Below are 12622 nucleotides of genomic sequence, written 5' to 3'. Positions count from 1 at the left end.
GTCTGCCCGCGCCGCTACGAAAGGACCGCCATGTTCAAGGGATTCAAGGAGTTCATTTCGCAGGGCAACGCCCTCGAGCTCGCCGTCGCCGTCATCATCGGTGCCGCCTTCTCACCGATCGTCAAGGCCATCACCGATGTCATCATGGCCATGATCAGCCAGGTGGTCGGCCAGCCGAACTTCGACTCCGTCGGTCAGTTCAAGCTCACCGCGAGCGCCACCGAGTTCGTCCAGCCCGGTACGATCATTACTGCAGTGGTGAACTTCCTGCTCGTGGCCGCCGCCGTCTACTTCGCCATCGTTCTGCCGATGAACAAGCTCAAGGAGCGTCTGGCCAAGGAGAAGGCCGAGGAGGAGGCCAAGGAGGTCACCGACGTCGAGCTCCTCACCGAGATCCGCGACCTGCTCTCGGCCAACTCCGCCAGGAACTGAGTCCCTCAGCGATCCGATCATCGCATCGCCTCAAGGCCCCGCCGATCCTCATGATCGGCGGGGCCTTCCGCATGTCTTCGAGCGCTGCTCGACGTATTCCGTTTCTGCGCCGTACTACCAGGCAATTCGGGACGCACCTTGACCTCCTAACGTCAGTGGCGCAGGCCCGCATCCGCGGGTCAGCCGGTATCAGCCCCAGTGCGGGGGGACGTCGAGCCTGAGGCGGGAGTCATTGGAGCCGGCGCCGCCCGTCTCGGGCGCGTCGAGTCCTCCCCCGGCGCCGCTGAGGGCGTCGTGCTCGTAGTCGGCCCGAGCCAGGTCCTCAGGATCCTCGCCGCGAGCCACTCGCTCCTGGTCCCTGGCGGACAGGGCCACCACCCGGCGACGGCGCCGCGCCTCGCCGCGCACGACCGCTCCCTCGTCGGCCGGTGCGGGGCCCGTCTGCGAGCCCGGGACCCGACCACGACCTGAGCCACCTGTCATCATTGTTCGCCCGGCGTCTGTCTCAGGAGGCTCAGCGGGTGCGCCGCACGGCGTTGGCCAGGACGGCGTCAATCCCCGAGCCGCGACGACGCAGGGCCAGGGCGGACCTCAGCTCCTCGACCTCCCGAGCCTCGGAACGCCCCACGCCGTCGGAGCGGATCCAGGCCATGAGGTCGTCGAGCTGGTCATCGGAATAGGCCTGCAGCGGCAGCCCCTGGGCGATGCGGGGGCGCTCGGTACGCTCGGGCGCCTCACCGGGCTCGGGCTCGGGCGCCTCCGGGACGGCGCGCGCCGAGTCGTCAACGCGGTCGGGAACGGCCTCCATGGGTGGGGCGGCATCTCCCTGGCGCTCCACGAGGACGGCCAGGACGAGCTCCTCGACGGCCTTGGCCTCGGCCTCCGGGTCCACGAAGACCCCGGCGGAGAAGGCCATGTGGACGCGCCAGCCGCGCCGTTCAAGGCGCTCGACGCGGTGGCGGTCACGCCGGCGCAGGCTGGGCTCGGAAATGTAGTCGACGTCGTCGGTCAGGACCGCCACCAGCAGCTCGTCGGGGTAGTCGGGGTGGCCGATGGCCAGCGGGATGCGTACGCCGCCGTCGGTCCCGTAGCGGGGGACGACGGACAGGCCCTTGCGCCACAGGTGCTCGGCCAGGTCCACCAGGAGCCGGTCGGGCACCTTGCCGGCCGAGTTGCCGGTCTGGGAGGCGTCCTCGGCGCGGGCCAGCACCTCGCGCAGCAGGCGCGCCCCGGGGGCGCGCAGGCGGTCGCGGTCGATGTCGCCGGCAGCCAGGCAGGAGACCACCTGGGTGCTTCCCCGCGAGGCGCACAGGGCCTCGACCAGCCCCACCATGCCGCTGTGGTCGGAGACGGGACCGAAGTTGTGGATGGTGCGCCCGTGCGGGGTCTTGGCGTAGCCCACCGAGATGATGATGTGGTCGCGCCGCAGGGCACGAGCCTCGGCCAGCTCAACGACGGTGAAGGGCTCGGCGGCGCCGGGGGCGAAGAACTCCTCCAGGGCCGGGGCGCCGGCGGCCGCCCGGGTGATGGCCGAGCGCAGGGCGTCGGCGTGCAGGCGGTTGAGGGCGATGACGCCCAGGGACTCCTCGGGCCGGGTCAGGGCCCGGTCGATGACCATGTCGACGACGCGGGAGACCTCGGCCTCCACGGTCTCGACCGCGGTCTGCCCGGGGGCCGGCATGCCCCGCCCGTCCACGAGCTCCAGGGACAGGTGGGCCTCCCCCGGCGGGGAGGGCACCGCCTCGACGACGCCCTCGTAGCCGTTGGCCGCCAGGAAGGAGGCGATGCCCGCGTCGAGGCTGTTGCGGGCCGTCGGCAGGGTGCGGGCGGGCAGGAGCGGGCCGAGCTCGGTGGCCAGGCCCGTCGTCGCCCGCCGGGAGTCGCCGACGACGAGCACCTGCTCGGCGCGCACGAAGGCGGGCAGCACCTGCGGGACCGGCATGGGCGTGGAGGCGTCCAGGACCGCCAGGTCCACCACCGCGGTCGGTGAGAAGATCTGGGGCACGAGCGTGGGCGGGACGATCCAGATCGGCCGGGCGAGGAGGGCCATGGGGTGGGCGTCGATGATCTCGCGCAGCGGGACGCCGTCCTCGCGGGCCAGCGCGATGTACAGGGCCCGGGCGTCGGCCTTGTCCTGCTCGACGGCGGCGCGCACCCGGCGGGCGCAGGCCTGGGCCACGGGGCCGGACAGGGAGCGCGTGTGGGCGGCGTCGAGCTCGCGCAGCGAGACGGCCATCTGGGACAGGGCGCGCGCGTCGAGCCCGCCGAGGTCGGGGTCGGCCGCGAGGGTCTGGGCCAGCAGGGAGGACCACCAGCAGTAGGTGAGCTCGGGCTCGAGCTGCTCGTCCTCGATGCTCCGGGCGGCCATGTCGGCCACGAAGTCGCTCAGTCCCAGAGCCTCGAGATCGGTGCGGATGCGGTTGACCTCCGGGAGCTTCTGGGCGGTGAGGTCATCGGCGGCCAGCGAGCCGGCGAGCTCCAGGAGGTCCTCCAAGGGCATCTCCATGAGCACCGGGGAGTCCGGGGCCCTCCCCAGGAGCGGCTGGACCTCGGCGACGGCGCCGCGCGCCCGGCCGGCGGTGCGACGCATCTCGTCCAGGCCCTGGGGCAGGCGGGGCCAGCCTCCGTCGGGGTCGTGGCGGCGCCACACCTCGCGGCGGCGCTGGACCTTGACCAGCTCTGCGTGCAGGTCGTCGACGACGCGCCCCGGCCGCACGAGGTCGCCCGCCTGGCGGGTGAAGCGGCGGCGCCGCGAGCCGTCCATGTGGATGCCCCGGTCGTCGCGCCAGCGCTTGGAGGCGGTGGCGATGACCATGTCGGCGGCGGAGCGCTCGAAGACCTCCGGCAGGAAGACGTCCAGGGACTCGCGCACGCCGTCGAACATGTCGAGCTGCTCGATCCACTGGCCGAGGTTGCGGGCCCGGCTCAGGCCGGTGGTGCGGGCCACCGTGGCCGTGTGCTCCTCGATGGTGGGCAGCAGGTCGTTGGCCAGGGCGCGCAGGTGGACGAGCGCGTCGGTGGCCTCATCCATGTCCGCCACCGGGATCCCGTTCCAGGCGCTGGAGGAGACCTCGGGGGTGAACAGGCCCAGGGCGTGCCCGCGGTGCAGGAGGGCCAGGGCCCCGTCCCTGCCGTCCTCGTCGAGGCGGCCCAGGTGCTCGGCATCGATGCGGGCCCGGGTGGTCGCCCGGTCGCGGCGGCTGGTGAGCTCGGCGAGCTTCTGGAGGGCCTCGTAGGCGGAGACCGACCAGGGCTCGCGGGGCCGGTGCAGGGCCCGCACGTAGCGGTCCAGGCGGGAGCGGACGGTGGTGAGACGGTCGCGCTGGGAGATGATCTCGGCGACGTCGAGCTGGGGCGGCTGGACGCCCAGGCTCTCGCGGATGCCCTCGGAGGCGTGCTGGCGCCAGGCGGCGTCCTCGGTGAGGTCCAGAACCATGGACCCCAGGCCCTCCTCGCGCAGAGCGGCCGCGACGGCGTGGCCGTCGGCACTGGTGGCGGGCACGTGCAGCACGGTGCGCCCGGAGGCGGCGGCGTCGGCGAAGACGGCGGCCAGGGTGCCGGCGACGTCGGAGCCGGGGGGCGCGTCGATGAGGAAGCTCGCTCCGGTACCCACGGACTCGATGACGTCGAGCTGAGCCGGCTCCAGGTCGCCCACGCCGCGCTCGGCTCCGGGGACCCGGTCGGTGGGCACCGGCGGGGGCAGCTCGATGCTGAGGGCCTCGCGGGCGCCCTCGTCCCCGGCGATGGCCGCGACCAGGGCGGAGGTGCGCGAGCGCTCCAGGACGGCGTCGAAGTCCTCGACCAGCGCCTGCCCGGGGTGGACGAAGGCGCCGACGACGAGGCGCTCGTGGATCTCGAAGCCGGGCAGGTACTGGCGTCCCAGGGCACCGATGCGGGCCAGGGCCGAGCGGGGCGTGAAGCCCGCCGAGGACAGGGCGGCGCGGGCGATGTCGCCGATGTCGGTGGTGCACTGGTAGCGGCGCAGGGCGCGGGTGAGGACCGGGTTCACCTCGATCGTGGGGTCGAGGGTGAGGGTGGCGTCCGCGGTGGCGCTGGTCAGGCGGACCGGGCGCAGCAGGACGGGGGCGTTGACGGTGCGCACGCGCGGGCCCGAGGGGACCTCGGGGACGGTCAGGCCGGCGGCCGCCAGGGCGTTGCGAGCGGCGTGCTCGGCGGCGATGCGCTCGACGTGTGGGATCTGGGCGGTCAGGTCGGCCTCCGGCGAGGCGCCGTCGACCAGGTGCACGGCGCCGTCGTCCTCCCCGTCCTCGGGGACGGTCTCGTTCCAGGTGGCGACCCCGATGGCCAGGTAGACCGGTGCGACACCGAACTGGCGGGCGAGGACGTCGGTGCGGGCGGAGACCTCCCGCAGGGACTGCCGGGCCTCACCCAGGGCGTTGCGCTCGCGCACGATGCTGGACAGGTGGGTGGGGCGACCGGCGTAGAGCTGGGCCAGGCCCGAGGGGTGCGCGGCGGTGAGGTCGACGACGCCGTCGAGCAGGGTGATGTCGTCCAGGCTCGCCACGCCTCCCAGGTCCACGAGCTGGCCGCGCCAGGTGGACAGGGCCGCGTCGATGCGCTCGCGCCGCTCAACGTCCGCCTCACTCAGCGGCGGTGCGGGCGCGGGGCGCACGGGGGCGGGAGGCGCCGGTTCGGGGGTGGGCTCGGGCGCGCTCGGAGCCGCGGCCAGGGCCCCCAGGTCCGCGGCGAAACGCCGTCGGCTCGCGGTTTGATCCGATCCGGCCGAGGCTCCGGCACCCTTGCGCTCATCCTCCCGGAGGGCAGCATCGCGCCGCTTGCGGCCGAAGGAGAAGAACGAAGGCGTCATACGGTCAAGATATAGGCCGATGGGCCCTTGGGCGTGGAGACGCACCGGGGCGTGGCTCGCCCGTGGGCCCGGGAACGGCTGACGTCGTCCGGCGACGACTGCGCCGTCGACTAACGTCTACCGGATGCCGTTCCGGGATGACCGGAACGGCTCGATATCGACGGAGGCCGACAGGAACCGGCCGGTGTCAGTGCCCTCGATTGGATTCGAACCAACGACACCCGCTTTAGGAGAGCGGTGCTCTATCCCCTGAGCTACGAGGGCCTGAGCGGAAGACTACCAGTGCTTCGGCCCGTCCATGACCAGCCGGCACCGGGGTGGCGCCGCAACGACGAGTCCGCCGTGCCGACCGTCACGAGATCGGTCGGCACGGCGGGCTCATTGACGGGCGGTCTCAGGCACGCCCCCAGGGGGTGGAGGTGCGCGAGGTGCGCCGCTCGCCCTTGAGGTGGTGCGAGGGCGCCACCAGGACCGGGCACGAGGCGTGGGACAGGACGGCCTGGCTGGTGGAGCCCAGCAGGAGCCCGGAGAAGCCCCCGCGGCCACGCGAGCCGACGACGACGAGGTCCACGGCGGTGGAGAACTCGGCCAGGAGCTCGGCCGGGTTGCCGTCCAGGGCGTGACGGCGCACCGTGACGCCCTCGTGGCCCTCGAGGGCCTCACTGATGGCCCGGTCGAGCCCGGAGCGGACATCGGCCAGGACCTGCTCGCGGTCGACGGCGGCCGGCAGCCAGGCGAGGGCACCGGCCCCGGAGGCCATCGGCACGGCGGCGATGGCCGTGAGCTCGGCGTCCCACGCCTCCGCCTCCGCCACGGCCCACTTGAGAGCCTTGCGGGCCGAGGAGGACCCGTCCACGCCGACGACGATACGACGCACCGGCGTGTAGTCGGCCCCCTCGGTGCGCTGGGGCACGACGACGGCCGGGCAGTGACTGTGCGCCGGCAGTGCGGAGGAGACGGTTCCCAGGAGGCGGTCTGCGAAGCCGCCGCCTCCGCGGGTACCGACGACGGCCAGCGTCGCCTCCTCGGAGAGGTCGACGAGGACGCCGGCCGGGTCGCCGGTCTCCAGGGAGGAGGTGACGGTGACGCCGGACTTCTTGACGCGCTCGACGGCCTCGTCGATGACGGCCTGGGCACCGGACCTGATGGCGGAGTCATCAAGTGCTGCGTAACCGCCGTCGAGGGAGGCGGTGGTGAAGGAGGGCAGGGAGTAGGCACACAAGATGTGAACGCGCCAGCCCTGGCGCCCGGCGCGCGCAACGGCCCAGTCCACTGCTGCCAGGGACTCGGGTGAACCATCGACTCCGACGAGGATGACGTTGCCATCAGTCATGGGATCTGCCCTTTCTCGAGATACGGTCTGCGACCCAAGGAACATTCTGCCCCGAAAAGGGGTGTGGGGACCACCACATGACGAGGTTGTTGTCTGTTTTCCTCATCCAAACCCCTCCGCACCCTTCAGAACTCGCGACAACGCCGTGAGGGGCGGGTGCCATCAGGCACCCGCCCCTCACGGGAGGATTTCAGCGTGCGGAATCAGCCGACGCGGACGAAGCTCGGGGAGCCCCACAGCTCGCGGTAGACCACACCGGTGGACTCGTTACCAGCGTCGATCACCATGCCGTTGCCGGCGTAGATGCCGACGTGGCCGGGCCAGGTGACCAGGTCGCCGGGCTGAGCCTCGGAGGCGGACACCGGGGTGCCGGCCGCGGCCTGGGCGCCGGAGGTACGGGGCAGGTTGATGCCGACCTGGGCGTACACGTAGGAGGTGAAGCCGGAGCAGTCGAAGGCGCTCGGACCGGAGGCGCCCCACACGTAGGGAGCACCCACGTACTGCATGGCGATGGCCACGACCGAGGCGTCGGAGCTGACGGCCGGCGCGGAGGCCTGGGTCGTCTGGGTCTCGGTGGCGGCGGAGTCGCTGCTGTAGTCGGCAGTAGCGGTGCCGGCGCTTTCAGTGCTCTGCTCGGCGGGGGCCTCAGGGGCAGCGGGGGCCTCAGGGGCGGCAGGGGCCTCGGGAGCCGCAGGGGCAACAGCCTCAACCTGCGGAGCGGCCTCGGTGACCCAGCTGGCCTGAGCGATGGTGATCTGCTGATGCGCGGCCAGTGCCTCGCGAGCGTTCGCGGCGAGGACGCCGACTCCGGGGGTCACGCCGGAAGCCTCAATGGTTCCGGAGGAGGACGTGACCTCGGCGCGGCCAGCGGCGTTGGCGCCCGAGGCGATCATGGTCAGGGCCAGACCGGACGATGCGGCGACCGCCAGACCCCGGCGCGCGGTGGGAGCAAAGTCATCCAGTGGGGTAAGGGCGCGGGTGGCTTTGCGGTGACGTGCGATGGTGCGTGAGGACATGAATGCTTTCTCCTGTTGAGCCGACGAGGTGAGCTGTCGGGTTCGGACTGGAGACGTCCGGCCCGCGGGTGCGGGCTTCACCCCAAGGTCGCTCGGGCTGTCCGCCTGGGCGACCGGTAGTTGGTTCCCCCGTTCCTGCCACTTGAGTTGTTGGTTCCACTTGCCTCAGACCGAGTGGCAGGACTAAGCCCCGATCCGAGACGCCACCGAGACGGTTGTCTGCGGCAACGACCTGAACGCTACATGACAGACCTGCGCTTCGTCACGGCCAGGTGTCACACACTGTTGTGAGCCGGGACACTATGTGCCGATTTTCGTTTTCCTCCATATAGCTCCAGGGACCTCAGTCCATCGCAGCCCACGGACCTAATCGTGGAAATGGCGACATTCTGCGGAAAGATCGGGTATGCCTGTCGGGGTCGGCGCGACAGCACCTCCGCCTCGGCTCGGCGGAGCCCTACAGTGAGGGAGGTCGCTCGGCCGCGACCCGGACCACACGACAGCACCTCACATCCCACATATCGGGACGTGAGGTGCGAGCCGGAACCCTCTCCTGCACAGGTATTCTTCAGGCTTTTAAAAGAGTCCTGACAGAGAGGTCTTTGGATGTCGCTCAGCGCTGGACGAAGAGGTGACGGGCGACGTCGTCGGCCAGGACGACAGGGTCGCCGGAGGCGCCGACGAGCCGCACCCCGCCGGCGCTGACGCGCAGCTCCACCTGGGCCCCGGCCGTGATCGCCGCGTCCTCGAGGGTGGCGATGAGATCGGCGTCCGCCTGGATCGGTTCTCCTATCCGGCTGATGACGGCGGTGGTGGTCTCGCGACCGGCAAGACGGTCGATGCTGACCTCGTCGGCGGAGGGGCGGGGGTGCTCGGCGACCTGCGGCGGGATGGGGTTGCCGAAGGGGTCGGCCGAGACGTCGTCGAGGATGACGGCGAGGCGCTCCTCGACCTGCTCACTCATCACGTGCTCCCAGCGGCAGGCCTCCTCGTGGACGAGCCGTCGATCCATGCCGATGACGTCCAGCAGCAGCCTTTCGGCAAGCCGGTGCTTGCGGATCACCTCGGTGGCCCGCCTGCGCCCCTCGTCGGTGAGCTCGAGGGAGCGGTCGTCGGCGACCCTGATGAGGCCGTCGCGCTCCATGCGCGCCACCGTCTGGGAGACCGTGGGGCCGGAGTGGTCGAGGCGCTCGACGATGCGGGCGCGCAGCGGCGGAACACCGTCCTCCTCAAGCTCGTAGACGGTCTTGAGGTACATCTCGGTGGTGTCGATCAGCTCGCTCATGAGGTGGGCTCCTGCTTGAGGTGGGTTACCGCGGCCGCTCGGGCCCCTCCAGGAGGGCGAATCCGCTGGGTCGCGTTCCTTGAAAGGATAAGCAGCACTCTGAGATATGGGCCAATATCGCCTGAGAATGCGCCGATTCGCGGCTGGGGAGGACTCCCCAGTGCCTCGGAGATGCGCGACGGGTAGCGTGCGTATTACTTCGTCCCGATCGGTCAGTCGGCGTCGTCGACGCTCCGGCTGACCGGCCCCGGGGCCTGCGGCGGCGCCTTCGGGGCGGCCCTGAGGTAGGGACGGGTCGAGGAGTAGTGCAGGGACAGGTTCCAGTGCCTGTAGCTCCAGGCGGCGGCGACCAGGGCGGCGAGGACAGCGCTCAGGCCGCCGACCGCGATGGCGGTACGCGGCCCCCAGGCGTCGGCGACCCACCCGATGAGTGGGGCGCCCACCGGCGTCGAGCCCAGGAAGAACATCATGTAGATGCTTAAGACCCGGCCGCGCATGGCCGGCTCGGTGGTCATCTGCACGGTCTGGTTGGCGCTGGTCAGGAGCGTGAGCACGCACAGGCCCACCGGGATCGTCATGATCGTGAAGGTCAGGTAGGTGGGCATGGCGGCCAGCAGGAGGGAGGAGACTCCCAGGGCGAAGGCCGCCAGGACGACGGTGCGCGGGCTGGGGTTGCGACGTCGGGCCGCCCACAGGGCCCCTGACAGGGACCCGACGGCGAAGACCGAGGAGACGGTGCCGTAGGCGTCGGACTCCAGGTGGAAGACGGTGCGCACGGTGGCGGCCATGGTGACCTGGAAGTTGAGGGTGAGCATGGAGACGACCGCCACCACGGCGATGATGACGACCAGGTCGGTGCGGCCGCGCAGGTAGGTCAGGCCCTCGCGGAGCTGGCCGGCGGCGCGGCTGGCGCGGGGCATGTCCACGAGCTCGCTCACGCGCATGGCGGCCAGGGCCGCGGCCGGGAAGAGGAAGGTGGCGGCGTTGACGGCGAAGACCCAGCCGGCGCCGACCCAGGTGATGACGACGCCGGCGAGCGCCGGCCCCAGGAGCCTGGCGGCGTTGAAGGAGGCCGAGTTGAGGCCGACGGCGTTGGACAGGTGCTCGGCGGGCACCATCCGGGCCACGAAGGTCTGGCGGGCCGGGGCGTCGTAGGCGGCGGCGACGCCTGTGAGGAAGGCGGCCAGGTAGACGTGCCACAGGCGGGCCGAGCCGGCCAGGACATCGATGGCGAGGACGGCGGAGACCAGCCCCATGGCGCTCTGGGTGATGATGAGGAACCTGCGCTGGTCGACCCGGTCGGCGACGAGCCCGGCGTGCGCGGACAGCAGGAGCATGGGGAGGAACTGCAGGGCCGTGGTCAGGCCGGTGGCGGAGGCGGAGTCGTTGGTCAGGACGCGCAGCACCAGCCAGTCCTGGGCCACACGCTGCATCCAGGTCCCGGTGTTGGCCACGAGGGCGGACAGGAACCAGATCCGGTAGTTGTGGAATCGCAGGGAGGCGAAGATGCCGCCGCTGGGCTGGTGCGCTGAGGTCGTGCGGGTCATGTCCTGGGGCGTCGAAGAGGTGGGGGTGGGTTGACGATTGTCAGGGGTGGTGCCGGTGACGGCTGTGCGGGCGGCGGGCGCCCCGCCCTGTGAAGGGTAGCCCGTGAGGCGCCAACGATTCTTACCGGCCGGCCCGGCTCGCCCGGTGTGGGCGGGTGCGAGGAGAAAACGGCAAAGCGGCCCCCGATCGTGCGGGTTGGTCACAAACTGGTCACGCCACTGGATGGTGTGGATGATGCACGACGGAGAGGGGCCGGCGTTGGACAGTGACGGCCAGGAGTACATGTCGGGTCCGTACGGGCGGGGGCCTGAGCAGGCGCGGCCGGCGCGGGGACGGCACGCGGCCCCGCAGCGGCCCAGGCGGGGACGGCACGCGGCCCCGAGCCCGATAGACGGGCAGGAGCCTCCCGCCTCGGGTGGGCCCGGCCCGGTGGCGCCGGCACCGCAGGGGCCAGGACGGGGCGACGGTGACGTACCGCAGGGCTCGTACGGGGTCATGCCGTCGGCGCCCGCCTCGTCGGCGCCTGCGTCCTCTGCGGTCTCGTCGGTGGATCAGGGGCGCGCGGCCGCCTACGGGCCGGGTGATCCGGCGTCGTCCTCCTCCTATGGGTCCTACGGCCGGATGCCGGGCTCCGGCGGCGCTGGGGCGGCTGATCCGGCCGGGCCGGCGTCGGTGTCGGGTGGTGTCCCGGCTGAGGTGTCGGGGTATGGGGGCCAGGTAGTGCCGCCGGACGAAGCTCCAGTCGGCTCGACGGCCGGTGCGGTGTCGTCGGGCTACGGGTGGGTGCCTGCGCGGGTGGCGCCGGCTGTTTCGGCGACCGGACCCGTCCCGGTCGCCACCCCAGTTGCCGCGACGGGCGGCGCGCCGGCTGCCTCGGCGGGCTCGTCTACTTCCGGGGCAGCCGGGTCATGGCCGAATCCGGACGGAGCGCCGGTGCGTCTGGAGTGGTGGGAGCGCCTTGGTGGGGTACTGCTGAGGTCTGGGGCCCTGCGTGCCTTGATGAGGGTGCGGATGGTGCTGACCTGGGTGAGTCTTGTGGTGGTGGGGGCGGCGCTGGTGCTCTCCCCGCTGGCCCGAGCGGTGCTGGGGGCCTGGATCGGTTGCTTGTGGGTCGTGGTGGTCTGCTTCTGGCTGGCGCGTTCCAGGACGGTGTCGTGGTCGATGGTCTCGGGCGTCTTCGGCGCCTCGATGCCCTGGGCCGGGGTCGTGGGGTGGTTGTCCTTCCAAGTGGCGGCCGCCGCGGGCGTGCCGGTGGGGCGTACGGCCTCGCAGGTGGTGATCGCGGCGGTGGTCGAGGAGCCGGCCAAGCTCGCTCCCGTGTGCCTGCTGGCCCTCCTGGCCCCGGGGCGGGTGCGCCGGCTGCTGGTCCAGGACTGGCTCGTGCTGGGAGTCGCCTGCGGGGCCGGCTTCATGGCGGTCGAGGAGACCATCCGACGCCTGACGCAGATCGTCGGCAGCACCCCGGCGATGCAGCTGAACAAGGCCCTGTGCCCGCAGGACCCGCAAGGACTCATCGACTGCCTGCACCTGCGCACCTTCGGCCCCTGGCCGCTGTCCGACGTCTTCCCCGGCCCGGTGGCCTATGCAGGGCACGCCATCGTCACCGGCCTGGTGGCCGTGAGCATCGGTCTGGCGCGTCACCTGTGGTGGCGCGCCGGGAGCCATCACCCCGCCATTGGGGTGGCCCTGCGCACGGCGGCCCTGGGACTGCCCGCCGGGACGCTGTGGGTGGCGATGGTCGACCACATGGCCACCAACGCCACCACCACCGGCATCAGCTGGTTGTCCAAGGAGCCCGTCATCAAGGCCTGGGGCGCCACCAACGGTCAGGCGCCGTGGCCGGTCGTGGGTACCACCAGCACCCTGACCGGCACCGGCCACGGACGCGGCGCGATGCTCCTGGCGGCGCTGGTCATCGCGATCATCCTGGACGCCCGGGTCACCCGCCTGGGCGGCTACTACTCACGCGCACTCCAGGGACAGGGCACCGGCCCGAACACCGGCCCGGTCGCGGGTCCGCACACCGGCCCGGGCGTAGGCCGGGTCGCGGACCGGGATGGTGGTGGTTGGTGGGGGTCGTGGCGGGCGCGGGCCCTGGCGGGTCTGCCCAGCGGGGTGCTGGGACGCCTGGGCGCCGACCTCATCGAGACCACCGCCGGTGCCGGGGCCCGGACCCACCG

Annotated in this window: 8 protein-coding genes, 1 tRNA gene and 1 riboswitch; of the genes, 2 read left to right on the top strand and 7 right to left on the bottom strand. The window is 72.0% G+C overall.

Features of this window, described 5'->3' with window-relative positions; translation table 11 throughout:
- Positions 1-30 precede the first annotated feature (30 nt).
- The gene (gene mscL / locus HCR68_RS12305; protein WP_167149928.1) at positions 31-432 is read left to right on the top strand and encodes a large conductance mechanosensitive channel protein MscL; all 402 of its coding nucleotides are present in this window, start codon (positions 31-33) and stop codon (positions 430-432) included.
- 189 nt (positions 433-621) lie between these two features.
- Here the strand turns inward: mscL and HCR68_RS12300 are convergent, their stop codons facing one another.
- The 7 genes from HCR68_RS12300 to HCR68_RS12270 all read right to left on the bottom strand — a co-directional run bounded on the left by HCR68_RS12300 (position 622) and on the right by HCR68_RS12270 (position 10441).
- The gene (locus HCR68_RS12300; RefSeq protein WP_243859098.1) at positions 622-840 is read right to left on the bottom strand and encodes a hypothetical protein; all 219 of its coding nucleotides are present in this window, start codon (positions 838-840) and stop codon (positions 622-624) included.
- 106 nt (positions 841-946) lie between these two features.
- Positions 947-5260, bottom strand: coding sequence for a DNA helicase (locus HCR68_RS12295; protein WP_167149896.1), 4314 nt, complete (start codon positions 5258-5260; stop codon positions 947-949).
- Positions 5261-5451: 191 nt separating this feature from the next.
- Positions 5452-5524, bottom strand: a tRNA-Arg gene (locus HCR68_RS12290).
- A 130-nt stretch (positions 5525-5654) separates the two neighbouring features.
- A complete protein-coding gene (locus HCR68_RS12285) occupies positions 5655-6593 on the bottom strand; it encodes a universal stress protein (RefSeq protein ID WP_167149894.1) in 939 nt (312 codons plus the stop codon).
- 203 nt (positions 6594-6796) lie between these two features.
- Positions 6797-7609, bottom strand: a complete 813-nt coding sequence (locus HCR68_RS12280) for a C40 family peptidase (RefSeq protein ID WP_167149892.1) — start codon at positions 7607-7609, stop codon at positions 6797-6799.
- A gap of 3 nt (positions 7610-7612) precedes the next feature.
- Positions 7613-7775: riboswitch (cyclic di-AMP (ydaO/yuaA leader) on the bottom strand.
- A 447-nt stretch (positions 7776-8222) separates the two neighbouring features.
- On the bottom strand, positions 8223-8894 hold the full coding sequence (locus HCR68_RS12275) for a metal-dependent transcriptional regulator (RefSeq protein ID WP_167149890.1): 672 nt from the start codon (positions 8892-8894) through the stop codon (positions 8223-8225).
- Positions 8895-9106: 212 nt separating this feature from the next.
- The gene (locus tag HCR68_RS12270; protein WP_167149888.1) at positions 9107-10441 is read right to left on the bottom strand and encodes an MFS transporter; all 1335 of its coding nucleotides are present in this window, start codon (positions 10439-10441) and stop codon (positions 9107-9109) included.
- A 1012-nt stretch (positions 10442-11453) separates the two neighbouring features.
- Here HCR68_RS12270 and HCR68_RS12265 point away from each other — a divergent pair.
- On the top strand, positions 11454-12622 hold a 1169-nt coding region (locus HCR68_RS12265), incomplete at its 3' end, for a PrsW family glutamic-type intramembrane protease (RefSeq protein ID WP_243859096.1).

This window comes from Actinomyces sp. ZJ308 (assembly GCF_011752065.1).
Classification (GTDB): Bacteria; Actinomycetota; Actinomycetes; order Actinomycetales; family Actinomycetaceae; genus Actinomyces.
The sequence above is the reverse complement of the archived record's forward strand: the minus strand, read 5'-3'. Positions and strand labels throughout refer to the sequence as shown.